Source organism: Arthrobacter sp. Br18 (genome assembly GCF_000520555.1).
GTDB lineage: Bacteria > Actinomycetota > Actinomycetes > Actinomycetales > Micrococcaceae > Arthrobacter_D.
Genome location: NZ_KI914846.1, coordinates 141,319 through 167,033 on the forward strand (window position 1 = coordinate 141,319; position 25,715 = coordinate 167,033).

Here is a 25,715-nt window from a genome sequence, read left to right on the forward strand (position 1 = left end):
CCGCCCGCCAGTGACGATGGTGCCGAGGGATACGTTCTTCAACTGGGCGAATGGCATGACCTCGGTACCGACGTCGATATGCGCGGCCAGCACGGCGTTGCCGGAGGAAGCTCCTGGTGCCGAACCGTACCGGTACCACCCCGCTTCGTAGAAGCTGTCGGGGATTTCCATTTCCGCGTCACTCGCCATTCCTACGTCCACCACGTCCACTGCGATATCTGTACCTTCGATGTCGAGTGAGACGGGCAGCGGCACGTCCTCGCCCTGGGCTGCGGTGGCTGGCCGCACAGTTATGCCGGGTGCGCCGCCGGGGGCCGGGGCGCCCGGAGTCGTTGGGGCCGGCGCTTCGGGGGCCGGGGCGCCGAGGGTTATTGGGGCCGGGGCCCCCAGGGCCTCGTCGGCTGTTATCTGCGCCGCGCTCGGAACGGGTACAGCCTGCTGCGGCGCCGTTTCAGGCTGACCGCATCCTCCGGCGAGCAGACCGAGGGAGGCAGCCAGGAGCAGAACGGTGACTCGAGGGTGTCGGGGACTCAAGGGGTGCATCTTTCGTTGACGGGGCAGCCGGGCGGGGTAGGGAACTGGGGGAACTCCCCACCCCGCCCGCTGCGGTTAGTTACCGGCGCGGGCGGTCCGCATCCGGGCAGCCACCGCTGCGCCGGACAGGAGCACCAGGCCAACGGCCCCTGCTCCCAGGATCGTGCCGGTGTTGTCCTGCGCTGCGGGGCCGGCTTGCGCGCCCGGAACTGCCGAAGGATCGGAGTGCAGTCCTTCGATCACCTGCGTGGCGAGCGCGAGGTTGCCTGCTTCGAGGCTTCCCCAGGCGTAGACGATCGTTGCGGTTCCCTCGGCAAGGGTCAGGTCCGCGGGCCCGATGACGGGTGCGGTGGTCCCCGTGGCCGCAACGGCCGCCGCGATGGTTCCCGGGTCGGTCGTCAGGGTGGCCTCACCGGGGTTGCTGAGGTTTTCAACCACCGGCGCGCCGCCGGCCAGGACGTCGACCGCAGGAGCGGCAGCGGTATGGCGGACGGTCAGCCGTGACTTTCCGGCCTCGACCGTCGAGACGTCATTGGTGTAGAAGTTCGCCGTCGGGCTGCCCTCGGCATCGAGGTTTGCGGTGGCTGTGTAGTTCCCACCGGCCGCCAGGGTGACGGTCACGGGACCGATCACGGGCGCGCTGGCGTCGGGGGCGTCACTGCCAGTTCGTAGTCGCCGGCGGGGAGTGCCAGGGGGCCGGCAAGCTCTCCGGGAGTGAAGTCATCGAGGGTCAGGTCCCCGTTGACGTAGACGTCGACCGTAAGGTCCGGAACGGCGTGCAGGACGGACAACGACGCCGTGTCCGTCATCCCCGTCGCTGCTGCCGGGGCGGCGACGGTGGCAGCACCCAGTGCCGCGACGGCTCCTACTGCGTAAAGGCTCCTTCGCATTGCTTCTCCTCACATTAAGCCCGCCAGGGGCCTCCGGTTGATCCTTGCACCCGTTACTACCGATGAAGGGTGTTCTGCGGATGCACAACCGGGAGGAACTTTTTTTCGAGGGTGCGGTCAGGCGTCGTAGTCCACCGACACGGCGTCGCTCGTGGGGCGCGCCTGGCAGGTCAGGACGTAGCCCTTCTCGACCTCGTCGGGTTCCAGTGCGTAGTTTTCCGCCATGTCCACCGTTCCCGACACCACTTTCGCCCGGCACGTTCCACAAACACCGCCCGCGCAGGCGAACGGCACGTCCGGCCGGACGCGCAGGGCGGCGTTGAGGATGGACTCCCGGGCGTGGGTAGGACTCCGGACCTTGCCCTGCAATCCGTCGAGGTTGAAGGAGATCGTGAAATTCTCGCCGTCGTCGGACGTCCGGGGCGGCTTCCCCGTCTGGCCTTCGGGCCGGGTGGGTGCACCCGTGGAGAACAATTCGAAGCGGACCTTCTCGGCGGGAACGCCACGCTCCGCGAGGGTGTCGCGGCACAGCTGGACCAGGTCGAAGGGTCCGCAGAGAAACCACTCATCCACCTCGTCGGTGCGGATCACACTGGTCAGCATCGTCTCGAGCTTGTTCTCATCGATGCGGCCGGTGAGCAGAGGCGAGATGCGCTGTTCACGCGAGAGCACGTGGTGGACGGCGAACCGTGCCGGATACCGGTCCTTCAGGTCGGCGAGTTCCTCGAGGAACATCACGTCCATCGCGGCGCGGTTCGCGTACACCAGGTCGAAGCGGACGTTCGCGTTGGCGGCAAGGACGGTCCGTGCGATGGCGATGACGGGCGTGATTCCGGATCCCGCCGCCACCGCGGCGAAGGAGGTCTGCGTCACGGTGTCGACCTGCGAGGGGTTGTTGACCTCCGTGAGCTCGTGCTTGGAGATGAACTGGCCCATGGGGCTCATGACGTCGAGGCGGTCACCGGCCTTCAGGAACTCGTTGGCCCACTCGGAGAAGAGTCCGCCGAGATCCCGTTTGATGGCCACCCGGATCTCGCCCGGTTTGGGCTCGGCACAGATCGAGTAGCTGCGGCGCACCTCCTTCGGTACGCCGTCGACGTCGAGCGTGGTGCGCAGTGCAACGTACTGGCCCGGAAGGTAGTCAAACTTGTCGGCGTATTCCGCGGGCACCGCGAAGGCCACCTCGACGGCGTCGTCAGTGAGGCGGCGCACGCCGGACACCGTGAGGGTGTGGAACGCCGTCCGCCGTTTGTTGGTGGGGGCAAGGACTACTGCCATCTACAGAACCTTGAAGTAGTCGAAGGGCTCCCGGCAGTCCTGGCAGACGTAGAGCGCCTTGCAGGACGTGGAACCGAAGCGGGTGAGTTCACGGGTATTGAGCGAAGCGCACTGGGGGCACTTGACGCTCAGTCCGATCCGAACCGGACCGGCGGCCGCCTTTCCCGTGGGTGGAGCGATGCCGTAGTCGTTCAGCTTCGCCTTCCCCGCGTCGGTCATCCAGTCAGTGGTCCAGGCCGGCGCCAGTTCGATATTCACCCGGATCCCGTCGTAACCGTGCAGCGTCAGGGCAGACGTGATGTCGTCGCGGATTGCGTCCATCGCCGGGCAGCCCGAGTAGGTCGGTGTGATGACCACCATCGCCTCCCCGCCCGGACCGGCACGCGCGGCACGGAGTACGCCCAGGTCCTCGATGGTGAGGACCGGGATCTCAGGGTCGCAGATCGCGGCGGCGATGTCCCACACCCGCGCGTCGTCGTCGTTCACCGGCCGGTGCGCCGTGTTGACGTCGGTCTGCATGTCCAGCCTCACCAGGAAGCTCCGGGGTGCTCGCGCGCGAGCACCTGCATCTCGGCGAGGAGATAGCCCAGATGCTCGCTGTGGCGGCCGGCGCGGCCGCCGCCCACGGCCTGCGGGACCTGCGGGACCTCGAGCCCGGCCTCGGCGAGCACTGCCCCGATCGCCTCATCGAACGGTGTCCGCAATGCGCTCGGGCGGACCGCGGCGTCCCCCGCCGCGTCGATGGGCGCGGAGTCCGTGAACAGTTCCCCGACATAGGGCCAGGTGAGTTTCAGTCCTGCCTCCATGCGGCGGCGCGACTCGTCGGTACCGAGGGCGAGACGGAGGATCCACTGGGCACCGTGGTCGCGGTGGTAGTCGACCTCCTTGACGGCCTTCGCAGCGATACCCGCGAGGGTTGCGTCCGAGGAGTGCATCAGCCGCGAGTACAGCTCCCACTGGTAGTGCGACACCACGAACTGGCGCGCGATGGTCCGCGCGAAGTCGCCGTTCGGCTGCTCGAAAAGGTGCGCCGAGCGGAACTCGGGTTCACGGCGGAAGTAGGCCAGGTCGTCCTCGGTCCTGCCCGACGCGTGCCCGGCGTAGGTGAGGAAGGACCGTGCGTGGCCGATGAGGTCGAGCCCGATGTTCGCGAGCGCCACGTCCTCCTCGAGCTCAGGTGCCCGGGAGATCCACCAGCCCAGCCGTTGCGCGAGGATGAGGGAATCATCGCCGAGCCACAGGGCGTACTCCGCGACGTCGGGCGTGGGAGTTGCCTCCGACGCCGCGATGTCCTCGGGCCGCAGGGCGTTGCCGGGAGTGATCCGCGTGGCACTGGCGCTTGACTCACTCACAGGTGCTTCACTCCCTCGCTCTTCGTGTAGTAGGTGGCATGGCGGTAGTCCTTGCCCTGGGGGGACTCGAAGAACTGCCCTTTCGCGTCGGGATCGCTGGTGATGATCGACGACGACGGCACCACCCACAGGCTGACGCCCTCGTTGCGCCGGGTGTAGAGGTCGCGCGCGTTCCGCACCGCCATGTCGGCGTCGGGAGCGTGGAGGGAGCCTGCATGCACGTGGGAAAGGCCCCGCGAGGACCGCACGAATACTTCCCAGAGCGGCCAGCCCTGGCGCTTTTCCGACACCCCTGTGCTCGGAGCGGTTGCGCCGTCATCACCCGTGGTCGATCCTCCGGTCACGCTAGGCCGCCTTCTGCTGTGCTGCTTTGAGGGCCTGTTTCTCGGCATACGCGACGGCGGCTTCCCGCACCCAGGCACCGTCCTCGTGGGCCTCGCGGCGGCGCTCCATGCGCTGCGCATTACAGGGCCCGCGGCCGGCGAGGACTTCGGCGAACTCGTTCCAGTCCAACGGGCCGTGCTCCCATTTCTGCGTCTCCTCGTCGAAGCGGATGTCCGCATCCGGGAGCGTCAGCCCGAGGGCTTCCACCTGCTCGACCATCATGCCCACGAAGCGGGAGCGCAGTTCATCGTTGGAGAAACGCTTGATGTTCCAGGCCATGGACTGCTTGGAATTGGGCGAATCGTCGTCGGGCGGACCGAACATCATGAGCGACGGCGCGTACCAGCGGTTGACGGCGTCCTGCGCCATTTCCCGCTGGGCGGGGGTTCCGTTGGCCAGTTCGAGCAGGATCTCGAAGCCCTGGCGCTGGTGGAAGGACTCCTCCTTGCAGACACGGACCATCGCGCGGCCGTAGGGTCCATAGGACGCGCGGCACAGTGGCACCTGGTTGCAGATCGCCGCTCCGTCGACGAGCCAGCCGATCGCGCCGATGTCGGCCCAGGTCAGCACCGGGTAGTTGAAGATGCTCGAGTAGCGTGCCTTGCCGGCGATGAGGTCCTCGGACATCTTGTCCCGCGGTGTGCCAAGGGTTTCCGCGGCCGAGTACAGGTAGAGTCCGTGGCCGGCCTCATCCTGGACCTTGGCCATGAGGATGGCCTTGCGCTTGAGGGACGGGGCCCGCGTGATCCAGTTGGCTTCCGGCTGCATACCGATGATCTCGGAGTGGGCGTGCTGGGAGATCTGGCGTGTGAGGGACTTCCGGTACGCCTCCGGCATCCAGTCACGCGGCTCGATGCGCGAGTCCCGAGCGATCAGATCATTGAAAAGCTGCTCGCCTGCTTCGATCTGCTCAACCGCTGCGGTTGTCGTCACGATGGCCACCTCACTGTGCTGGAACGACGCCGGAAATAATTACCGACCGTTCGTTCAGGATATCCAGTGCGGGCCGTGGCAGTCAACAGGACGGCGTCCCACCGTCCCCACCCCCTCCCCTTCACCTTTCTACGTGGCCACCGCACCCTTTGCCTTCACCCTCTTACTGCTGAACGAGGAAGTCGTCGAACCGTACCTGCAGCGGTGCCATGGTCGCAGACCCGGAAAGATAGGCAGTCACGGCCACCGACCCTGCCTTCTGCAGGACCGGGTCGGAGTCGGTCGACGTGATTTGCCAGGCGGCAGGCTCCTCGGCCCCGACCCTCCACACCTTCGCCTCCACCGTCGCCGGAGCTGTACCCGAGACCCTGACACGCATGTTGTAGGTATCGGTCACGCTGAAGGTCAGCGGCGACAGTGAGGCACTCCGAAGTGAGGTCACCGTGCCGTTGACGACTTTTTCGGTGAACAGCGACATCGCACCGGTGCTCGAGATCCCGAGCTTCGCCCTGTAGTCCCCGGCTCCCACGACATTCCGGCCGACCACCGTCAGATAGGCGCCGCCCCCGTTGGGTGCCTTGTCGAGCTTCGTCCCGAAACGGGTATCCGTGGTCAGTGACGATGGGCCGTCGAGCCGCGTCGTGGCACTCGAGGCCGCAGCCGCCAGTCCCATCACGCCCTCGCTGCCGTTGACCGAGTACTTGCCGGTGGATCCTGTGACCGCCCAGGCCCCGCCGACGTCGGCACTGCCCCAGCCGCCGGTGACGGTCCGGCCGAAGCCGTCCCGGGCGAGTTCAGCCGGCTGCCCCGCGGCGGTCACCGTCACGGCACGCGAGACGGAGTTCGGTTCCCCGGCGTTGTCGGTGACGGTCAGCGTCACGGTGTAGGTTCCCGCCGCGGCGTAGGTCCTTGAGGCCCCCACCCCAGTCCCTGTGGTCCCGTCGCCGAAGTCCCATGCGTGGGAGACGATGGTGCCGTCCGAATCGGTCGACGTCGACCCGTCGAAGGATGCGGCCAACCCGGTGGCCATATGCGTGAACGCCGCTGCGGGAGGAGCGTTCACAGGACTGCCGGCGACGACAGTGATGACTTTGGACGTCGTGTGGACGGCACCCCGATCGTCCGTCACCGTCAGCTTCACCGTGTACGTTCCCGCGGTGGCGTAGGTCCTCGATGCCTCGACACCGGTGCCCGTCGTCCCATCGCCGAAGTCCCACACATAGGAGGCGATGGTGCCATCGGCATCGGTCGAGGCCGATCCGTCGAATGACGCGCTCAGGGCGCTGACCGCTTCCGTGAACCGTGCCACCGGCGCGGCGTTCTCTGCAGTGCCCGCCATGACGGTGACGCTCACAGTTTCGGAGCGGACCTCGTTGCCGAAGGGATCGGTGGCGAAGATCCGATAGGTGTGCGTCGAGGACGGAGCCAGGCCCGAGTCCTCGAACGTCAGCGTGGGCCGCTGCCAGAACTGCGATAGCTGGGAGACCTGGTGGACCGGGGTGGCGATCTGGCCATCACGGATCACCTTGTAGGTGAGGTTCTGGTTGTCGTAGTCCCAATTAGCCGTCCACTGCACGGTGACCCGGCCGGCTTCCGGGGAAGTGAGGGTCGGATTGGTCCCGACGCCGGTGACGGTGGGCCCGACCTTGTTCGGCGCGATGCTGCGGACAGCGAACCGCACGAGTCCCTGCTGCGCCTTGCCGTTCACCCTCGGGAACTCTCCGCCCAGCACCACGTAGTCGGCGTTGCCGGTCACCGACCAGGCTGCCTGGCCCTGACCGGTGAACGTGCCTGCTGTCATCCGGGGGAACCAGGTGAGGAGCGACGGGGAAGGATTACCTTCGAAGTTGAAGTAGTTGCCCACGCTGTTGCGCTTCACGGTGCCGGTTGCACTCTTGCTGAACGAAATGGCCCGCTGCCAGTCCCGCGGGACCGACTCGGGGAATCCACCGATATTCCCGCAGTAGTGGGCATGTCCGACGCTGTAGACCACCTCTCCGATGGGAACGACGCTGTAGGAATCGCCGTGACAGTCCTCGATCCACTTCACGGCCCCGTCCGCCCAGTTCGCGGAGAACGTTCCCTCAAAATTGCCACCTGCGCCGAAGACATAGCCGGTCCCATAGACGTTCGTACCATCGGTGGACAGGCCGGTGATGGCGGCGTCCGCTCCACCGTTTCGGACCAGCCCGTTGACAGCCCATGGTCTCAGCGCGCCTGTTGTGGTGTCGACGGCGGCGAGCCCGTACCCGGGGTTCGACGATCCGTTGAGCGTCGTGAAGCTGCCGCCCACCACGATCTTGGTTCGGTCGGGAGACAGGACCATCGCCCACACGTCTCCTCCTGCAGCCTTCGGACTCCAGCTGAGCAGGGAGCCGGTGCCCGCATCGACGGCGGCGAGCCTCGGCCGCGAGGTCGAACCCACTGCGGAGAACCAGCCACCCAGGTAGACCGCGTCGGCCGTTGCCACGATCGCATCGACCCGCGAGTTGGGCGTCGGTTTGAAGGAAGTGATCAGCGCACCGGTTGTCGGATTCAACGCGGCGATCCGGGATGCAGTTGTTCCGTTCACCGAGGTGAACGCTCCTCCGACGTAGATCCGGGAACCGTCCGGTGACGCCGCGATCGACCGGGCCTGCCCATTCAGGCTGGGCGCGAAGGACTGGATGAGCGCGCCCGTCGTGATGTCGTACGCGAGGATATTGCTGCGCTTCACCGTGCTCGTCCCGGCCGCGGCCCCGGCCGGCCGAGCCGTCGTGAAGTTGCCCGCGACGTAGACGGTGTTTCCGACGATCACCTGCTGCCAGACAACCCCATCGACCTGCACGGTCGGCAGCGGGTCGGCCGACACTGTGGGCGGGTCCGCAGCGGTGACCGGGTCGGCCGCTGTGTCCGCAGAGGCGATCGGACCGGCGCTGACTGTCGCCACGACCGCGAATGCACAGGCCGCTGCCATCGCCAGCGTCTTCCGGAGTGTGCTCCGGTACCACTGACGTCCGGTGAATTCCTCCCCCGATGCCGACGGCGGATTGCGGTTCTGTTTCATGGTGCCTCTCCCTGCAATGGCGCGGAACCCTCAAAGGCCGCGACCGGTGAAACCGCCTGATAATGGAACAGGACGCGGACGGCTTGACGTTGTTCCAATGGGATCTGGAATACAAAGACACCCGAGACCGTCTGTCCCGGGGCAACGTCGGCGGGGAAGCGGGCGGCTCCCGGGCCACTGAGAAGTTCCGCCGGGAACCGATCGACTCCCGCTTCGACGTTCACGACTGCGTCCGCCAGGGAAATGGGCTCCGTGGTGCTGTTGGTGACCTCGAGGGTGAACTGGACCGCGGATCCGCCCACCTCTCCGATGCCCCGCGCCTCGCCCTCGACGGCCTTCATCACCGTCACCTTGGCCGCCACACCCTTCGCGACGTCCGCTGCTTTCTCGAACCCCTTGGCCGCGGCGACGGGAGGTGGCTGGTTGATGATCCTCCCGGAGGCGGCAGGCGGGGCGACGGCAGCCGAGGCCCGGTCGGGGGGAGCTGGTGCTGACGCATTCGGGCCGGGAACGGCAGGATCTTCCGGCGTCAGTGCTTCAGTGGCGGGAGCCCGCGGTTCGGAGGGCGTTGGTGCCGGCATGGTTTCGGGCCCTGTGGGTCCGGGCTCTGTGAAAGTGGGCGAGGCGGATTCCGGCGAAGCGGATTCGGAGGTGCCCATGGACCCGGGTGAGGCGGATTCCGGCGAAGCGGATTCGGAGGTGCCTGGTGGCGCACTGGGGGGGCTTTCGGCCTGCACCGACCGGGACGTCGGCTCGGGAGCGGGAAGCTGTGAACCAGCGGCCACGGCCCACCCGGTAAGGCCGAGCACAGCAGTGAGGGCCACAGCGCCTGCGGCCCGTTTTCCCCGGGAGAGTTTTCTCTCCGGCTGCTCAGGCTGGGTGGAGGTCATGGCGCCAGGCCTTCCGAGGAGCGCGGAGCAATCGGCCGGGTGGAACTCAGCTCGAAAGCCCGACGTTCCGGACCGCAGTCATGACCGCTCGCAACTCCACTGCCCATTCTGAGACCCGCTTCTCGAAATCAATCCCACGTCATTCATCTGTTATGGCAGAGAGCTTATGGACCGGCCGGCGGGACTACACGAGTAGGGCTTACGGGTCTTCGGCCCGCGAACCTACGCAGGCTACTTGCTCGCTCGTACCAAGTACTGGGACTGGGACCCGTTACCTTCGCGGCCCTGCACCGCCCCTGGTTCCGGGCCGCGCCCTGATGGGAGGCTATTTCGAGTTCGGTTCCGTGTGCTGCCGGTGTCTGTGGTGCAGCGCGTAGCTGTCGAACACCGCCGAGGACGTCGTTCCTGAATGGCCGAACTTACCGCGGAGGACCTCCGCGAGATCGTCCAGCGCTGCATGCAGCATCCGTCCGGCGAAGCGGAGTTCTGGGTCCTCATCGCGCTGGGCCTCGGACGCCAGCTGCTGGGCATAGGCAACGGTGGCCGGCAGGGAACTCCTTGGTTTGTCTTCGTGGAAGTAATACGTTTCATGGAACGACAGCAAATCGATGCTGACCGTCGCCACATTTCTGGCCAGTGATTCGAGCAGCCCCGCGGCATGCCGTGGATCCAGCGAAGATACACCCCCGGGACCTGCCGCTTCCCTGAACAGGTTCAGGTGGTGGGCAAGGGCCCGGCGCCGGCTGAGGGCGGGGTAGGTCTGCAGAATCCAGGAGACCGTCGCCGTCAGCAAGCCGAAACCGCTGACGGCCTCGAGGGCCACAACGAGACGCAGCAGAGGCTGTCCCGCCACTATTTCGCCGTACCCGACGGTGGAAAGAGTGACCATCGAGGTGTATATTGCCTCGGCGAAGTCCCCGCGCTGTGGAACCCCGTCTCCGTACACGAACCCTTCCGGCAGATGGGGCAGGTAGATCAGGGCCCACCCCAGAACCGCCAGCCCTGCCCAGGCACCGATCACAGCAGCCATGGCCAACGGCGCCGAGATGGTGGAGGCGCGTCCCCTCAAGCTTCGCGACAGAAGCCAGAATCCGCGGATTATCGTCCTGCATACCGGGCCGGAACCATGGGGATAAAGGAGAGTATGGAAAACGTCGCCGAGCATCAGCAGAATCAGGCCGGTTCCCAACACCGTCCAGAGTGCATCCTCGAAGTCCATGTCTCATCATATGGCCGGCTGATTCAGGACATTCCACGGATCCCGGGGCGCCGGGGAGCTGGCTGGAGCAGTTGATCCGGGCTGCAGTCGGTGCTCAGCATCAGGATCATGGTGCTGGTCAGGGTGCTGGTCAGGGTGCTGGTCAGCACCGAGGAAGGCAGCACCGTCGTGGTCGCCTGCCGGCGCACGGCGCACGGAGCACGGCGCACGGCGCACGGGATCAGGTGAGCTGGAGCGCTCTGGCAAGATGGAGCCATGACTGCCGAGACTGACCAGGACACAGCGCCGAACCCTCCCACCGCACGGAAAGTGCCCGTTCACCGGACCCACCACGGGGACGCATTCGTCGACAACTACGAATGGCTTCGGGAGAAGGAGAGCCCGGGAGTCGTGGAGCACCTCACCGCCGAGAACGCCTACACCGACGCCGTCACCGCCGGGCAGGAGCAGCTGCGCCAGGACATCTTCGACGAGATCAAGAACCGCACCCAGGAGACCGATCTCTCGGTCCCCGCCCGCAAGAAGGGCTGGTGGTACTACTCCCGGACCGAGGAGGGGAAGCAGTACGGCATCCAGTGCCGGGTGGCCGCCGGGAACACCGGCAACCTCGGCGCTGACTGGACTCCGCCCGAAGTGGTTCCCGGCGAATCAGTGCCCGGCGAGCAGATCCTGCTGGACGGCAACGCCGAAGCCGAGGGCAAACCCTTCTTCTCCCTCGGCGGGCTGGCCGTCAGCGAGGACGGCACGCTCCTCGCCTACTGCGAGGACAACGCCGGCGACGAACGCTTCACCCTGCGCGTCAAGGACCTCGCCACCGGCGCCCTGCTGCCTGACGAGATCCCCAACGTGTTCTACGGCGTGGCCTTCTCCCCCGACGGCCGCCGTATCTTCTACACCGTCGTGGACGATTCCTGGCGTCCGTTCCAGGTGCGCGCGCACACCCTCGGCACGCCGATGGAGGACGACGCCGTGCTGTACCAGGACGACGACGTCGCCATGTGGACCGGCTTCGAGCTGTCCGCGGACCGCACCCAGCTCCTGATCAGCAGCGGCTGCTCGGAATACAGCGAGTACCACGCGCTCGACCTCACGGACCCCCAGGCCACCCTGACCCTGCTCATCTCCCGCGATGAGCGGGTGCTCTATGAGGCCGAGCCGCTTCCGATCGACGGCGCGCCGCACTACCTGCTGACCCACAACCGCGGTGCGAGGAATTCGATGGTCAGTCTGGTCGCCGCGTCGGAGTTGGCCAGGCCGCTCGCCGAGCAGCGGTGGACCACCGTCGTCGGGCATGACGACGCCGTCCGGGTCAACGGGATTGCCGTCACGGCCACCCACCTGGTGCTTTCCGTCCGGAAGGACACCACCGACCGCGTCCAGGTACTCCCGCTCGCCGGCCTCGGAACCTCAGGGCAGCCGGCACCCCTGGAGCCCGCGTTCGACGAGGAGCTGTTCACCAGCAGCCTCGCCAACGCCGAGTTCGAGTCCCCGATCATCCGCCTGTCCTATACGTCCTTCCTGACCCCGCCGCGCATCTACGACTACGTCCTCGGCACCGGCACGCTGGCGCTCCGGAAGGAGACCGAAGTACGCGGAGATTACGACGCCGACTCCTACACCGCGGAGCGGTGGTGGGCGCCGGCCGCGGACGGGACGGCCATTCCCCTCTCGGTCATCCGCCGCTCGGACCTCGTGCAGGACGGCACCAATGCGGCCCTCATCTATGCCTACGGCAGCTACGAGATCAGCGTGGATCCGGGCTTCTCCGTCGCACGGTTGTCCCTGCTGGACCGCGGCATCATTTTCGTCGTCGCCCACGTCCGGGGTGGAGGCGAGATGGGCCGCTCCTGGTACGAGCAGGGCAAGAAGCTGCACAAGAAGAACACCTTCACCGACTTCGTCGATGCCACCAGCTACCTCGCCGATTCCGGCTGGGTCGATCCGCAACGGGTCGCGGCCATGGGCGGATCGGCCGGAGGCCTGCTCATGGGTGCTGTCGCCAACCTTGCACCCGAGAAGTACCGGGCCGTCGTGGCGCAGGTTCCCTTCGTGGACGCGCTCACCACCATCCTCGACCCGGACCTGCCGCTCTCGGCTCTGGAGTGGGAGGAATGGGGTAACCCGATTGCCGACCCGGAGGTGTACCGCTACATGAAGGAGTACACGCCGTACGAGAATGTCCGCGCGGTGGACTATCCCCGTATCGCGGCGGTGACGAGCTACAACGACACCCGCGTGCTGTACGTGGAACCGGCGAAGTGGGTGGCCGAGCTGAGGGACAGGACCACCGGTCCGGAGCCGATCGTCCTCAAGACCGAGATGGACGGCGGCCACGGCGGTGCGAGCGGACGGTACGCGCGGTGGAAGGATGTGGCATGGGACTACGCCTTCGCCGCCGACGCGCTCGGCGCCACGGACGTGCTTCCCCGGAGAACGCAGGCGCTTGACACGCCCCGCGTCGGCAGTATTACCTAATGAACATTCGGTAACTAATGCGGGAAGGTAATCATGGCGGACAGCGGCGTCCCTCCTCCCCGGGCCGACCACGCGCCCGACGGGACGCCGCACCATGAGCTCCTCACGAACGATCACGCCTCCGCCTGGTTGGGAATCACGCTCGTCGACGCGGGACACGGAACGGCCCGGCTCACCAGGCGGGTCCGCAGGGAGATGCTGAACGGCTTCGGCATGATCCACGGCGGAATGATCTTCGCCTTCGCCGATTCAGCGTTCGCCCTCGCCTGCAATCCGGCGTCGGTACCGGACGGCGGGAACCGCACGGTCGCCGCGGGCGCGGACATTTCCTTCCTGTCCCCCGTCTACGAGGGTGAACTGCTGACCGCGGTCGCCACGCGCCGCGCATCGGCAGGGCGCAGCGGCCTGTACGACATCACCGTCACGGCCGACGACGACGGAACTCCCCGGCCTGTCGCCGAATTCCGGGGCCGCTCGCGCACCATACCCGCCGCCGGCCGGCCCTCCCCCGCGAAAGATGAGTCATGACACTGAAAGCCTCTCCGGCAGCACCCGACACGCTCGACCCCGAGGAACACTTCAGCCGGGACCGGATCGAATCCCTGCAGCTTGAGCGGCTGCAGGCCACCCTCACCCACGCCTACGCGAACGTGGAGCTCTACCGCACCAAATTCGACGACGCCGGTGTCCACCCCACCGACCTCGTGGATCTTGCCGACCTCGCGAAATTCCCCTTCACCACGAAGGAGGACCTCCGCCGGACCTACCCGTTCGGCATGTTCGCCGTGCCGCAGTCGAGGATCGCCCGCATCCATGCCTCCTCGGGAACCACCGGCCGGCCCACCGTCGTCGGCTACACCGCCGGCGACATCGACAACTGGGCCACCCTCGTTGCGCGGTCGCTGCGGGCGTCAGGGGTGAAGACAGGGTGGAAAGTCCACAATGCGTACGGCTACGGGCTCTTCACCGGCGGATTGGGTGCCCACTACGGGGCCGAAAAGCTCGGCTGCACGGTGATTCCCGTGTCGGGGGGCCAGACCGAGCGCCAGGTGCAGCTCATCTCGGACTTCGAACCTGATGCCATCCTCGCAACGCCCACCTACCTGCTGACCATCCTCGACGCGATGGTGGCGGCGGGGATCGACCCGCGGTCCACCTCCCTCAAGACAGCCGTGCTGGGGGCCGAGCCCTGGACCCTGGAAATGAGGCAGGAGCTCGAGGCGCGCATGGGCTTCGACGCCTGCGACATCTACGGACTGTCCGAGGTGATGGGGCCCGGCGTCGCCGGCGAATGTGTGGAGTCGAAGGACGGGTCCCACCTGTGGGAGGACCATTTCCGGCCCGAGATCGTCGACCCGTTCACCGACCGCGTGCTGGGCGACGGCGAGCACGGTGAGCTGATCTTCACCTCGCTAACCAAGGAGGCCCTGCCCATCATCCGGTACCGTACCCATGACCTCACCCGGCTCCTCCCTGGTACTGCGCGCCCGGGGATGCGCCGGATGGGCAGGATCACCGGCCGGAGCGACGACATGATCATCCTGCGCGGGGTGAACCTGTTCCCCACCCAGATCGAGGAACTCGTCCTGCGGATCCCGGCCCTCAGCCCCCACTTCCAACTGGAGCTCACGCGACCCGAGGGCCAGCGCATGGACCAGCTCAACGTCCGGGTGGAGCCGCGGGAGGGAGCACGCCGTGAGGACGCCGCAGCCGCGGCACTCCAGCTGCGCGAGCAGATCAAGATCCACATCGGATCGAGCTGCTCCGTGACGATCGTCGAGCTCAATTCCCTGGTCCGCTCGAGCGGGAAGCTCAAACGGGTCTACGACCTCCGGCCCAAGTCGCCCCCGGAACGGGCCGAGCCCAGGTGACCGAACGTTCGTGCGAAAATGGAGCCCATGGCCAGCACACCAGTTGAACAGGAACCCGCCGCCCGCCGCGGCCGCCCGGGGTATGACCAGCAGTCGGTGCTGACCATCGCCGTGGACGTGTTCAACCGGCACGGGTACGAGGCCACCTCGATGGGAGTGCTCGCCGAGCAGCTGGGCATCAGCAAGTCGGCCATCTACCACCACGTCCCCTCGAAGGGCGACCTGCTCCGCCTCGCGCTCGACCATGCGCTTGGCGGGCTCGAGGCGGTCCTCGCCGAGTCCGGGGCCACCGAGGGCAAGGCGGACGCCCGCCTTGAGCATGTGGTGCGCGGAACCATCGCCGTCCTGACGGAGCGCCTGCCCTTCGTGACGCTCCTACTGCGGCTGCGCGGCAATACCCAGGTGGAGCGCGAGGCACTGGAGCGCCGCCGCTCCTTCGACCGCCAGGTGTCGGCACTGGTCGACGCCGCCCGCACCGAGGGATCGATCCGGAGCGACCTCGACCCGCGCACCATCACGCGCCTGATGTTCGGCACCATCAACTCGGTGGTCGAGTGGTACAAGCCCGAGGGTCCGCTCACCGCGGGAAAGCTGGCCGACGACGTCGTCACCATGCTGTTCGACGGCCTGCACCGGCGCTGAGCCCTACGTGTGGTCCCCCCACCGGTTATGAATGCGGCTGATGGGAGTTTCACCTCCGATGCCGGTATCGGTTCTGTGGTGATGGTGAGGATTTCGGGTAGGCCGGCCTTGAGCGGTCATCCAGGGCATGATGCAGGTAGGCGTAGGCGGTCCCGGCCCGGCGGCTCGCCGGCCCATTCCTTGCACACGCGCGTGCAAGGCCGCGCGGCCGGCGCGCTGACCCTGGTTCCGCTCAGCCACCGTCCGGACGCCAGTACCGCAGCCCTCCGCTGGTGGTGCCGTCGCGGGCGACGTCCACCACGGCGTACGGGAATGCCCGACGGTCCGACTGGTCAGGTCCGCGACCGCGGACGTCCGAACACCACGTGCCGGTGTTGACGTACCGGGTGGGGCACGCCTCGAGAGCCGACTCGAGAGCCCTGTGGGTGTGGCCTGAGAGGTACCAGGCCACCCCGGAACCGTGCGTCTCGAGGGTACGTGCGAACCGGCCCGCCGCAGCAGGAGCCTCCTCGCTGGTGATTCTGCGCCCGATGGCCGCGAGCACCATGCGCGTCGCGGCGACCGGGAGCGCCGACACCGTCCGGAACCGAGACAGGCGCGCGAGGTCCCGAACGGCCACCCCGTCGAGCGCAAGCCGAAGTGATTCCGCCTGCAAGAGCTCGTCGTACGCGAGCCCCCGGACGCGGCGCTCCGCCCGCTCGGACGCCAGGCATGCCCGGGCGACGGCCCGGGCGCGGCTCAGGCGCGACCTCGACGGATGGGCGTTCCAGGCGCCGAGCGGTGGGGGGCCCAGCTCGTCGGTGCCGTTGATCGCCGCACGGAGCACCTCGGGTATCCGGTGCAGCGCGTGGTGCTGGTGCCCGTGCTCGGCCACGAGCACGTGGGGTACGTGCAGCAACCACGGGTGCACCCGAACCCGCGTGGGTTCTCCGGGCGACAGCAACGCCGACAGGCGCGCGGCGACCGAGGGCCTGGCCAGCTCCACGTCGTGGTTTCCGCACACGAAGTGCAGCTGCACGCCGCGCGCCGCACACGCCTCCAGTGCCCGGAACGCGTCGGCGTGGTGGGCGACGATGGACTCGAGCCGGGACAGACTCTCGTCCTCGGTGAGCCCGACCAGCTCGAACGTGTCACCGACGAAGGCGGCGTGCAGCTGCCGATCGGAGGTTGCGAGCACCTCGCGGCGAAGGAACTCGGGCAGCACCCTGCCGGGGTGTCGGGGGTCGTCGTCCGACAGGCCCAGGTGGAGGTCGCTGAGGAGCCACCACCGCGCCGCACTGCTCATACGAGCAGTCCCACCACGCGTGGAAGGACGAGGACCAGGTACATGATCCACATGACGACGACGGCCCTGCGGCTCACCGTTCCCGCCAGGTCGATCAGCACGCCGCCTGCCGGGCGCGTGCCCTGCACGCGAGGACGTTGATGACGCCCGTCGTGACGACGCACGCCTGCCATGACCGCAAAGCGAGGCAGAGCACCAGGAGGAGCAGCGTGACGGGCGGGAGGTCGGTCACCTGCTGAAGACGGGCCCGTGTCCACTCCGACGACGCGTCGGAACTCGAGCGCGACAAGGGTGACGAGCAGGATGGCAGTCGCGAGCAGTCCCGCCAGGTCGATGATCATGCCGCCGCCTCCTGCCGTGCGCGTGCCAGGCACGCGAGAACCGTGATGACGCCCATTGTGACGACGCACGCCTGCCACGACCACACAGCAAGGTAGAACATGGCCGTGGACACCGCCGTGAGCGTGGCGAGGCCGAGCGCCAGAACGAGCAGCACACCGAGCGCGAGGTCCTTGACCTGTATGAGTCGGACCAGTGCCTGCCCCGGGAGCAGGACGAGAATGCCTATCGCGGCAACCACCTGCAGCGGTGTCGGCAGCCCGACGAGCGTTGCCAGCGCCAGCGCGACGGCTGCGAGACCGAGCGCCACGGTGAGCCGGCTGATACCGCCGGCACTCATCGCGCCACCACGTACGCGCGCGCGTCGGCATTGCTGAACGCGAGCTCCACGCCGTCCTGCACGCTCAGCCACTCCTCCAGCTCGGCGAACTCGCCCGCGCTGCTCGTGCCCTGGAGCACAAGACTTGCCTCCGACGAGCGCGTGAGCAGCACGACGGCACCGGAAGGGTTGGTCCGGGCGTAGTCGTAGACGAGTGGGCCGCACGTCGCCGGCGACAAGTCGGCCAGACACAGGTCGGTGATCGTCCGGTACCGATGCTCGAGGTATTCCTCGCTGCGCCACGGCGTCGGATTGGCAGCCGAGACGATGGACGAGCCGGGGGGTGCGAGGTCTTGCACGGCGGCGACGGCGTCGAGCTCACCGTCGGTGAAGACGTCGTACTTCGCGTTCCCGTACCGACCCGTCACAATCAGCACGGCCAGCAGGAAGCAGGTGAGCGCAAGGCCCGCCGCGGCGCGGGAGGAGGGGCGTGTGCTGCCGTCCGTGGGAAGCAGGACCGAGCACGCCTGCAGGGCGATGAAGGGCAGCGCGAACAGCGAGATGCGGATGAGCATCTCACCGCCGTACGCCTGCGCGGGGAAGAGCAGCAAAGGGGTGAGGGCGAGGAGGACCACCCGGATATCGAGACGCCCTCTGCGCCAGTCGCGCACGGCCCCCGCCGCGGCGAGCGCCCACAGCACGACAGTGAGAACGATCCGGATCTGCACCACGAGGACATGCCCGGCGGTCCCGCTCACGCGGTCGATCACGTTCGCCTCGGTCGCGACCTTCAGCCCTGCGTCCGCCAGGGGTGGGTGCCCGACAAGATAGGCACTCGCGGGGTAGACGAGCCAGAGCGTCAGCACGACTGCGGTGATCAGCACCAGCCGGCTGGTCCAGACATGTCCACTGAGGGTGAGAGCGGCGATGGCGATGACCACCATGAACGGCGTCAGCTGATGGCTCGCGCTGATGACCGTGACGAGCAGGATGGCCACCGCGAGGGCGCTCACCCGGTGTCCCGGCCGGGGCTCGGCGGGCGAGCGCCCTCGCCACCACGCCACCAGGTCGGCGGGTCGGAAGCCGTGGATCCTGGGGGGCCGCGCGGCCAGCGGGCCGACGACCAGGGCGATCACGACCAGATACAGGAAGAAGCCGAAGGCCTGCGGGGACAGGTAGTCCTGGTCCTGCCAGTTGCCGAGGCAGAAGAGCCACAGCACGAGCCAGCGCCGTCGCGGATCGCTCGTCAGGTAGCCCGTCAGCACGCTCACGGCAGCGAGCCACAGCCCTACCTGGAAAACCGGCGCCCACAGGGCGACGGTCGCCGGGTCGAGACCGGTCGCCCCGAGCACCGTCGCCAGGAGAGCGAAGAAACCCGGCCAGTTGAAGTACCCGTCAATGGTCGGGTCGATCCCCTCGGTACGCGAGAGGGCGTCGGCGATACCGAGATGACGGAACGCGACCTCACCCCGCGGTATGTCCGTCACGAAGGATGCGGTCCCGAAGAGTACGAGCACGAGCACCACGATGAGCCAGATCATGACCGGGCGGCGCGCCGGGCCCGCAGCATCGCCCCGCAGTGCCACGATGAAGGCGGCGTTCAGAAGCAGGACCCCCGCCCAGAAAGGGAAGGGCAGCACGGCGACGAGCCCGAGGTCGCTGTTCACGGGTACATCAACCGTGGAGGCGGCCCCGGCGGCAAGCGCCAGCGACACGACACCCGCAAGTGCACACCAGAGGTCACGGCGCTTCCAGCGTCCCTCGGTACGGCTGGTCACATCGAGCGTGCTGATCATGGCGCGTCCTGTGTGACGCGCCGGAGGACGGCGACCAGCCGGACGCCGACCGCCACGGCCGCTATGGAGAGCACCACCAGCCATGCAAGGGCCATGGCGCTGGCACCCCTGTCAGCGACCGACAATGCTGAGGCGCAGAGGGCGACTCCGACTGTCACACCGACCACGATCGCCTCCACGTAGAGACCGCGGGCGCGGCAGACGGCGTTGTAGGCCTGCAGCACCGCGTACGCTACCAGCCCGGCCGCCAGCCACCGCAGGGCGCCGGCGGACGCGTCGGCGTACTGCTCCCCCAGCAGACCCAGTAGCGGGCGGGCGAATAGGGCGAGGACGACGGCCGCCGAACCTCCCACGGCGAGCGACCAGCGGAGACTCGCCCAGGTGGTCGACACCAGGCGGGCCGGGTCACGGACACCCTCGGAGAACTGGACGATGCCCATCAGCATCGGCGCGGTGTAGGCGGTCCAGGCCATCATCCATGCGGGATACCAGTAGGCAGCGGCCTCCGGTGCCACCATGTGCGCGAGCAGGAGCGGCAGCACGAGCCCGGGCGCGCGCTCGGTGAGGGTGAGGAGCTGGTGCGGAATGCCCAGCGCCAGCAGTGGACGGACGCGGCCCGCCGAGCGCAGGGACGGTCGCGGCCGGTAGCCGACCAGTCTTCGCAGCTGGACCGCACCGACGATGCACGACACGGTCGCTCCGAGGGTCCAGCAGGCCATCAGCACGTCGGCAGAGGCACCGTGCGCCCGCCAGGCCACGAGGGCTACAGCCCCGAGTGCGACCCCGCCGCCCAACGAGTACCTCAGGGTCGCGCTGCTACCGCGTCCCAACGCCACGAACGCCTGGTCCAGCACGATGATCAGTGTGCCGGTGACGGCAGCCAGGAGGAACGTGAGCCAGAAGAGAACCGAAACCAACGCCGTGTCCGGCGCCACGGTTGACTGCAGCACGAGGTAGCCGAGGGCCAGCATGGTGCCGGCCACTCCCACGATGGCGAACGCCGTGTCCAGCACCCGCGCGGGCGGCTCTCCCCGCCCGACCGCGACGATCACGGCCGACCCGGCACCCAGCGTCGCGAGCTGGGTGCAGATCATCACCGCCGAGACCGCGGCCACGGTCAGCCCGATCTCACGGTCGGACGTCGCGCGTGCGGCCACGACCCAGAAAGCGAAACCCGCGCCCGTCTGGGCAACCTTGCCCAGGATGAGGCCGAGCCAGCTGCGCAGGGTCGACTGCCGGACGGTCGAGGCGTCCACGACAGCGGTCCCCCGGTCGGCCCTCACAACGTGAGGCCCCTCGCCAGGCCTGCGTAGTTGTACCAGCAGAAGGCGGCGTAATAACGCAGCCACCGGGGCTGCCCCGCGGTGAGGCTCAAGGCGCTGCCCCGGACTGCCGCGGCGGCGGGCAGGAGCGCCAATCTCGCACCGCGCCAGCCGTGCTTACGGATCATCTTTCCCAGTCCCGTTCCGTCCATGAGGAACTGGTCCAGCGCGAAGGCGAAGTCGTCCGCGGCAAAACGATGTTCGACGACGACCCGGCGGGACACAGCCGTTCGCAGGCCCGACTCCCGCATCCGCCAACGCAGCTCGATGTCCTCCCCCGACTTGAACGAGTCGTCGAAACCCACGTCCAGCAGCAGGTCTCGGTCGACGAGTGTCGCCACGAGCCCGAACCAGTTGCGGCTACGGCCGGTCCGATGGTGATACGCCAGCGCCTGCCCCCAATAGCCCGGTCCAGCGACGCTCTCCAGGCCGGCCTGGAGAGCGTCATAGCCGCCCTCGACCAGTTCCGAGAGCAGGTCGGCCACCCCCGTGGGCCCGAAAACGACGTCGGCGTCGACGAGCAGGACCCAACGGGTGCTGCTGCTCTGCACGCCGAGCGTTCGAGCCCATGGCAGGCCGCGACCCTCGTCGCTCAGAACCAGGGCGCCGGCCGCTTCGGCGAGGCCGACGGTGCCGTCGGTGGAGCATCCGTCCACGACGATGATCTCGGCGACGCCCGACTTACGCAGGGCCTCCAGACAACGCGGCAGCAGGTGCTCCGCGTTGCGGGCCGGAACGACCGCGGTGACCTCATCAAGACTGTGACCCACCGTAACCCACCTCCCAGGGCTGCTCGTCGAGGACCGATGGCAGCAATTGCTCGAGAAACCGGACGATGTCGTCCGACGCCTCATCCGCGGTGTATGCGGAGGGCACCTGCAGCAGGTGACAGGGCCGTCCGTCGAGCGCCTTGCTCAGGACGTCCCCCTTCGCCTCGAAGTGCTCGCGCCACGGAACGACGGACGTGGCTGCGAGGCCGGTGACGACCTGCTGCGAGAAGCCCGCCATCTCGATGTGGAAGTTGCCGAGCATGCGATCGACCATCCACTCCTTCGTCCGCTCGACGATCCGGGACTGGGCGCCTTCAAAGCGCTCGATGTAGACGGCGGCCGCGAGCGGAGCCGAGGTCGTCACTTCTCGCCCCGGGAACGCGGCCCCGGGCTCGACCATGCGGTGCTCCGGCGACCACCGCCGGGAGAAGTCCGCGACGCGCGGGTAACGGATGACGTACGGGTGGACCACCGTAGTGAGACGGCCGACGCTCTGCGAGAGCTGTGACGGAACGAGGGGCTTCCGGGCACCTTCGAACAGGTGGGGGTAGATGGTCCGGTGGTGCGGCTTGATGAACATCGGCTTCGCGTAGCCGAGCAGCGTGGCGTCCTCGGCGAGGAAGGCCCAGTCGTCGCCCATGAACGACCAGCCCTCACGTCGCATCAGCTTGGCGGCGGTGCTCGTCTTACCAGTTCCTCCGGCGGCGGGAAGGGCGATCGCGTGACCCCGGTACGCCATCGTTGCCGCGTGGATCATGCCGGCTCCTCGACCGACCATGGCGGCATCGAGAATAGGGACCACCGAGGTCAACAGCTCGCCCGGCCCGTGAATGCGCCACTGCTCCGCGTCCCTCACGACCTGGACCCGATCGGCCTGGAAGCGCACACTGTTCTCCGTGTAGGCGAGCTCGTGCTCAAGCAGACCCGCATCCGGCATCGGCTCCGGCCGGGCATCGACGACGATGTCGGCCGGCCGTTCGGTGTCGGTGGCGGTGGCGAAACACGCCAGCATGGTCTGGAGCTGCCTCGCTGCCGGTGCCTTCGCGTCGACGCGGATGGTCACGCGGCCGTGGATGTCGAAGTTCAGTGCCCTAGTTTGCGAGGTGCGCATGATAGTCCCCTGTCTGGCTGATGTCGGTCGAATGGTGTTGCTGGTGTTGCTGGTCTCGGCCGTATCGACGGTGTCGTCGCGGCGACGGATGGATCGGTGGTCGCGCGACCGTGCAGGTAGCTGGCCGCGACTTCACACCCGGCCACCACCGCGGCGGCACGTGGTCGCTCATGGCGAAAGGGTGCACGACCGGGCTCGGTGCGAGGGCGATGTACGAGCCGGGTGCATCCCGTACGATCCGGATGGCCAGCTCGGTCTCCTCGCATCCCAGCGGGGAGGGGCCTACCCAACCGGCCCGTTCGGAGAAGCTGCCGGCCGCGAGGGGCGCGGGTCGACATGTTGGCGCCGATCGGGTTGCGCACACGCGAGCGGTGCGTCGGCTGCCCGATGTACGAGCACCCCACGACCGAATGGAACGTGGGAGGCAGCCACGCGCGCCCTTCCTCCTCCCAGGTTGTAGCTCCATGAATCCTCATCCTTCAAGTCCTGTTATCCTCGTGGTGAAAAGCCTCACCTTGCCCGGGAAGCACCTCGAGGGCTTTGTCCCAGGTGTCCGCAGCCTCCATGGATGAAACCCGGTTCACTGCACTTCCCGCCACGGACTGACTCCGGCCAGGACTGGCTGGTTCTGGCGGCGTACGGGAAAATGCGCAAGCTGGCGTCCCCGTAGGTAGCCTGCCGACGTGCAGGTTACGACCGCCACCAAGGCGGCCGCGCGGCCAAGGCCGGCAGGATCGCCACGACTCCAGTCATTCATCGCTGAAAAAACGGCCCTTGGAAGGATGCTGCGAACGTATCGGCGCTCTGGACCGAGGGCCCGCTTGTGCCCCACGACGTGGCTGACTTGGGCCTTCGAAATCCCTTCCGACCAGGACCTTGAAAGCATGTAGCGAATCGTCCCTCTGACTGCAGGTACATGATGGCGCACCAGCGCGGCGGGCTCGTAGACGATGCGGCACCCAGGGGCGCCCATCGTCGACCGAATGCAGATCTCGGTTTCCTCACAGCCCAAGGGAGTGAGCCCCCGCCGTCCCAGGGAAAGATTGAAACCGCCCACTTTTCGTATGACGTCGAACCGGAACGACATGTTGGCGCCGATCACGTTCCTGACTTCGGATGCAACCTGTGGCAAGCCCCGGTGGCTGCAGCCAACGATCCAGTCCAGCTCTTCACCGAAGTAACCGGGACGCCCCGACTCCCAGACTGGTTCCACCCGACCGCCCACTGCGAGCACCTCAGGATCGTCATAGAGCGCCGTTAGGCGTTCGAGCCAGTCCGGCGCGGCCTCGGCGTCGTCATCGAGAAAGGCGACGACGTCTGAGTCCGCTAGATCTACGCCAGTGTTGCGTGCCCCGGAGAGTCCGCGCGGGCCGGTGTTTCTCACGACGGTGACGTCACCGACAGTCCCGGTTAACCGTTCGTACAGTTCCTCGTTGTGGTCGATGACCACCAGGACTTCTTTAGGTGCGCAGGTTTGCGCGCGGAGGGACTCGATTACGTCCAGCAGCCAGCCCCAGCGCTCAGCCGTGTAGGTGCAGACGATCACGGTGACACTTGGGGGAAAAACGTATGTCACGTCAGGCCACGCTTAGTACGGGAAGAACACTTTGCGGATCGGTGGGCGTTCGCGGGAAGCTCACGTTGGCGTAGGCGTACTTCACGCGGCGCAGTGCCTCGGGGCGTGCGCCGGCAGTGGGGGCCTCCCATAGGAGGCACTCATGGGCCATTGTCCCCAGCACCCGCCAGCCGTCCCGGAAAGTCTGGAGATTTGAGGCCCCGGAGATGCGGTCCAGTTCCAGGCTGGGGACTTCGGCAATTCGGAGGCCCGCCTTCGCAGCCTTGACAATCAGTTCCGTCTCGATTTCAAATCCGTCGGATTTCAGCTGCAGAACTTCCAGGCACTCTTTCCGGAAAGCGATGTAGCCGTAGCAAAGGTCCGAGTAGTTGCTGTGAAGAACGGCGTTGGCCAACCCGGTCAGCGCACGGTTTCCTGTTCGCCGCAGCCAAGTCAGGTCCTCCGAGCCCCCTCCAGTGACGTACCGGGAACCTTTGACGAAGTCATAGTCATGCTGGAGGGGCGAAACGAACCAGCCAATTTCCTGGGGATCCATGCTTCCATCAGCGTCCAGCATGACGATGATGTCGCCCGTTGCTGCAGCGAATCCTGATCGTAGCGCGACACCTTTGCCTTTGCGCTGCTCGTTCACCACCACGATGTCATTGCGGAGTGCCCGCGCCACCTCAACCGTATTGTCGGTGGAACGACCGTCAACAATCACGACCTCGTCCACGTAGAAAGGCATACGCCGAAGGACCCAAGGGACGTTTTTGGCCTCGTTCAGAGTTGGGATTACGACGCTTATTGACGCTCTCTCCGGCGCTGCCGCCGGCCTGGAGAACGAAGTTGGGAGCTGGGTGGAAATAGACAAATGCCTCACCAATTTCATGTCGTGTGGGGAAAGTTCTGGCCAGTGGGACGCGCTGCTGAAGGAGCACACCGCAGAAGTGCTCACCGGGCCTTGGTCCATTCCTCGGCCACTGGGACTAATCCGGGGCGCGTAATCCAGCCAGTGCCCCTAAAAGGATTCCACCCCCCCAATTGAGTAACTCTGATCATCCGTCGACCATATTCCGACCCGGCCATGTAAACACCAGTAGTGAGTACTCGCTTTCATGCCGAATCCTACCTAGAGCGCTTCGTGCGCCCGCCGGATCTAGGGGTGGAGGGGCAACGCAGAGTGATCTGTTAGGTACATCGGGGGCCTGTCCCATATGCGCGTTAGGTAGCAAGGGGTACCCGTTGGCGTTTGGCCTATTTCATCAGGGCATTTTCGACTTTGTAAAACTTTGCGCGGAATCGAAGGCGTTAGCCGTGATGCACGATGCGGTCGATGCCTGCGGCGGGTAATTTCTATCTCTGCACAATCCCGAATAGTAAATTGAAGGGGAATTACCTGGCCTGATTCTTGGCGCTCTTCCGGCAGGAACGCCAAGGCGCTCTGGCCCGATCCGCCTGAATTGCCACCGCCCGCCATCATGGGCCAGCGCTAAACCGATGCCAATTCCTGCATGGGCGCATCTCGGAGAACGTAGCTGCTCCGTTCACGCCGCCCGAAGGGCAGCCGGGCCTCTGCGACAGCAGTTCGTGGGTAGGGCGTATCGGCTTCCGACTGAAGAGCGCCGGAATCGAAGGCTGCCCCGGTACTCGCTACTTGGGCAATCGCAGGGCTACACCTGGACCTAACCTGGCTGACGCCCG

General features: G+C 67.0%; 22 protein-coding genes and 1 pseudogene. 4 read left to right on the forward strand and 19 right to left on the reverse strand.

Features of this window, described 5'->3' with window-relative positions; translation table 11 throughout:
* From Y704_RS23865 to Y704_RS0103455, 10 genes and pseudogenes are all read right to left on the reverse strand, one after another.
* The coding region (locus Y704_RS23865) for a class F sortase (RefSeq protein WP_155850194.1) at positions 1-534 on the reverse strand (534 nt) is incomplete at its 3' end.
* 75 nt (positions 535-609) lie between these two features.
* A pseudogene (locus Y704_RS18760) lies at positions 610-1,424 on the reverse strand (DUF4397 domain-containing protein).
* A gap of 117 nt (positions 1,425-1,541) precedes the next feature.
* Complete coding sequence (gene paaE, locus Y704_RS0103420) at positions 1,542-2,702, reverse strand: 1,2-phenylacetyl-CoA epoxidase subunit PaaE (RefSeq protein ID WP_026549058.1); 1,161 nt, start codon at positions 2,700-2,702, stop codon at positions 1,542-1,544.
* Positions 2,703-3,221, reverse strand: a complete 519-nt coding sequence (gene paaD / locus Y704_RS0103425) for a 1,2-phenylacetyl-CoA epoxidase subunit PaaD (protein ID WP_026549059.1) — start codon at positions 3,219-3,221, stop codon at positions 2,703-2,705. It lies immediately after the preceding gene.
* An 8-nt stretch (positions 3,222-3,229) separates the two neighbouring features.
* Positions 3,230-4,054 (reverse strand): 1,2-phenylacetyl-CoA epoxidase subunit PaaC, encoded by an 825-nt coding sequence (gene paaC / locus Y704_RS0103430; RefSeq protein WP_026549060.1) that lies wholly within the window; start codon positions 4,052-4,054, stop codon positions 3,230-3,232.
* Positions 4,051-4,344, reverse strand: a complete 294-nt coding sequence (gene paaB, locus Y704_RS0103435; RefSeq protein ID WP_026549061.1) for a 1,2-phenylacetyl-CoA epoxidase subunit PaaB — start codon at positions 4,342-4,344, stop codon at positions 4,051-4,053. The genes paaC and paaB overlap by 4 nt, the downstream gene beginning before the upstream one ends.
* A 55-nt stretch (positions 4,345-4,399) precedes the next feature.
* Positions 4,400-5,371 (reverse strand): 1,2-phenylacetyl-CoA epoxidase subunit PaaA, encoded by a 972-nt coding sequence (gene paaA, locus Y704_RS0103440; protein WP_026549062.1) that lies wholly within the window; start codon positions 5,369-5,371, stop codon positions 4,400-4,402.
* 163 nt (positions 5,372-5,534) lie between these two features.
* Positions 5,535-8,417, reverse strand: coding sequence for a PKD domain-containing protein (locus Y704_RS18765; RefSeq protein ID WP_051476654.1), 2,883 nt, complete (start codon positions 8,415-8,417; stop codon positions 5,535-5,537).
* Positions 8,414-9,307: a hypothetical protein gene (locus Y704_RS22610; RefSeq protein WP_051476655.1), complete on the reverse strand. Its 894-nt coding sequence runs from the start codon at positions 9,305-9,307 to the stop codon at positions 8,414-8,416. The genes Y704_RS18765 and Y704_RS22610 overlap by 4 nt, the downstream gene beginning before the upstream one ends.
* Positions 9,308-9,632: 325 nt before the next feature.
* Positions 9,633-10,526, reverse strand: coding sequence for a potassium channel family protein (locus Y704_RS0103455; protein ID WP_026549063.1), 894 nt, complete (start codon positions 10,524-10,526; stop codon positions 9,633-9,635).
* A gap of 255 nt (positions 10,527-10,781) precedes the next feature.
* Here Y704_RS0103455 and Y704_RS18775 point away from each other — a divergent pair, with 255 nt between their 5' ends.
* From Y704_RS18775 to Y704_RS0103480, 4 genes are read left to right on the forward strand one after another with little or no spacing between them, the layout of a single operon-like run.
* Entirely contained in the window at positions 10,782-13,001 is a 2,220-nt protein-coding gene (locus Y704_RS18775; RefSeq protein WP_035771431.1) for a S9 family peptidase, read from the forward strand.
* 33 nt (positions 13,002-13,034) lie between these two features.
* Positions 13,035-13,529, forward strand: coding sequence for a hotdog fold thioesterase (locus Y704_RS18780; RefSeq protein ID WP_051476656.1), 495 nt, complete (start codon positions 13,035-13,037; stop codon positions 13,527-13,529).
* Positions 13,526-14,872, forward strand: a complete 1,347-nt coding sequence (locus Y704_RS0103475; protein WP_026549064.1) for an AMP-binding protein — start codon at positions 13,526-13,528, stop codon at positions 14,870-14,872. Before Y704_RS18780 ends, Y704_RS0103475 begins: the two co-directional genes overlap by 4 nt.
* Before the next feature lie 27 nt (positions 14,873-14,899).
* The gene (locus Y704_RS0103480) at positions 14,900-15,514 is read left to right on the forward strand and encodes a TetR/AcrR family transcriptional regulator (RefSeq protein ID WP_026549065.1); all 615 of its coding nucleotides are present in this window, start codon (positions 14,900-14,902) and stop codon (positions 15,512-15,514) included.
* A 232-nt stretch (positions 15,515-15,746) separates the two neighbouring features.
* Here Y704_RS0103480 and Y704_RS0103485 read toward each other — a convergent pair whose 3' ends face one another.
* From Y704_RS0103485 to Y704_RS0103525, 9 genes are all read right to left on the reverse strand, one after another.
* Entirely contained in the window at positions 15,747-16,799 is a 1,053-nt protein-coding gene (locus Y704_RS0103485) for a metallophosphoesterase family protein (protein ID WP_026549066.1), read from the reverse strand.
* Positions 16,796-17,140, reverse strand: a complete 345-nt coding sequence (locus Y704_RS0103490; RefSeq protein ID WP_026549067.1) for a hypothetical protein — start codon at positions 17,138-17,140, stop codon at positions 16,796-16,798. Before Y704_RS0103490 ends, Y704_RS0103485 begins: the two co-directional genes overlap by 4 nt.
* Positions 17,137-17,478, reverse strand: coding sequence for a hypothetical protein (locus tag Y704_RS0103495; RefSeq protein WP_026549068.1), 342 nt, complete (start codon positions 17,476-17,478; stop codon positions 17,137-17,139). Before Y704_RS0103495 ends, Y704_RS0103490 begins: the two co-directional genes overlap by 4 nt.
* Positions 17,475-19,253 (reverse strand): hypothetical protein, encoded by a 1,779-nt coding sequence (locus Y704_RS0103500; RefSeq protein WP_026549069.1) that lies wholly within the window; start codon positions 19,251-19,253, stop codon positions 17,475-17,477. The genes Y704_RS0103495 and Y704_RS0103500 overlap by 4 nt, the downstream gene beginning before the upstream one ends.
* Complete coding sequence (locus Y704_RS0103505; protein ID WP_026549070.1) at positions 19,250-20,536, reverse strand: lipopolysaccharide biosynthesis protein; 1,287 nt, start codon at positions 20,534-20,536, stop codon at positions 19,250-19,252. Before Y704_RS0103505 ends, Y704_RS0103500 begins: the two co-directional genes overlap by 4 nt.
* Positions 20,533-21,345 carry a glycosyltransferase family 2 protein gene (locus Y704_RS0103510; protein ID WP_026549071.1) on the reverse strand — a complete coding sequence of 271 codons (813 nt, stop codon included), beginning with the start codon at positions 21,343-21,345 and terminating at the stop codon, positions 20,533-20,535. The genes Y704_RS0103505 and Y704_RS0103510 overlap by 4 nt, the downstream gene beginning before the upstream one ends.
* Entirely contained in the window at positions 21,329-22,456 is a 1,128-nt protein-coding gene (locus Y704_RS18785) for a hypothetical protein (RefSeq protein ID WP_051476657.1), read from the reverse strand. Before Y704_RS18785 ends, Y704_RS0103510 begins: the two co-directional genes overlap by 17 nt.
* A gap of 580 nt (positions 22,457-23,036) precedes the next feature.
* Entirely contained in the window at positions 23,037-24,032 is a 996-nt protein-coding gene (locus Y704_RS0103520) for a glycosyltransferase family 2 protein (protein ID WP_035771433.1), read from the reverse strand.
* Position 24,033: 1 nt separating this feature from the next.
* Positions 24,034-24,903 carry a glycosyltransferase family 2 protein gene (locus Y704_RS0103525; RefSeq protein ID WP_275451052.1) on the reverse strand — a complete coding sequence of 290 codons (870 nt, stop codon included), beginning with the start codon at positions 24,901-24,903 and terminating at the stop codon, positions 24,034-24,036.
* Positions 24,904-25,715: the final 812 nt, after the last annotated feature.

Excerpts from the sequence above, each read along its gene's own strand:
- paaE (WP_026549058.1), bottom strand. The coding sequence starts at position 2,702 with ATGGCAGTAGTCCTTGCCCCCACCAACAAACGGCGGACGGCGTTCCAC.
- paaD (WP_026549059.1), bottom strand. The coding sequence starts at position 3,221 with ATGCAGACCGACGTCAACACGGCGCACCGGCCGGTGAACGACGACGAC.
- Y704_RS18765 (WP_051476654.1), bottom strand. The coding sequence starts at position 8,417 with ATGAAACAGAACCGCAATCCGCCGTCGGCATCGGGGGAGGAATTCACC.
- Y704_RS22610 (WP_051476655.1), bottom strand. The coding sequence starts at position 9,307 with ATGACCTCCACCCAGCCTGAGCAGCCGGAGAGAAAACTCTCCCGGGGA.
- Y704_RS0103455 (WP_026549063.1), bottom strand. The coding sequence starts at position 10,526 with ATGGACTTCGAGGATGCACTCTGGACGGTGTTGGGAACCGGCCTGATT.
- Y704_RS18775 (WP_035771431.1), top strand. The coding sequence starts at position 10,782 with ATGACTGCCGAGACTGACCAGGACACAGCGCCGAACCCTCCCACCGCA.
- Y704_RS18780 (WP_051476656.1), top strand. The coding sequence starts at position 13,035 with ATGGCGGACAGCGGCGTCCCTCCTCCCCGGGCCGACCACGCGCCCGAC.
- Y704_RS0103475 (WP_026549064.1), top strand. The coding sequence starts at position 13,526 with ATGACACTGAAAGCCTCTCCGGCAGCACCCGACACGCTCGACCCCGAG.
- Y704_RS0103480 (WP_026549065.1), top strand. The coding sequence starts at position 14,900 with ATGGCCAGCACACCAGTTGAACAGGAACCCGCCGCCCGCCGCGGCCGC.
- Y704_RS0103485 (WP_026549066.1), bottom strand. The coding sequence starts at position 16,799 with ATGAGCAGTGCGGCGCGGTGGTGGCTCCTCAGCGACCTCCACCTGGGC.
- Y704_RS0103490 (WP_026549067.1), bottom strand. The coding sequence starts at position 17,140 with ATGATCATCGACCTGGCGGGACTGCTCGCGACTGCCATCCTGCTCGTC.
- Y704_RS0103495 (WP_026549068.1), bottom strand. The coding sequence starts at position 17,478 with ATGAGTGCCGGCGGTATCAGCCGGCTCACCGTGGCGCTCGGTCTCGCA.
- Y704_RS0103500 (WP_026549069.1), bottom strand. The coding sequence starts at position 19,253 with ATGATCAGCACGCTCGATGTGACCAGCCGTACCGAGGGACGCTGGAAG.
- Y704_RS18785 (WP_051476657.1), bottom strand. The coding sequence starts at position 22,456 with ATGCGCACCTCGCAAACTAGGGCACTGAACTTCGACATCCACGGCCGC.
- Y704_RS0103525 (WP_275451052.1), bottom strand. The coding sequence starts at position 24,903 with ATGAAATTGGTGAGGCATTTGTCTATTTCCACCCAGCTCCCAACTTCG.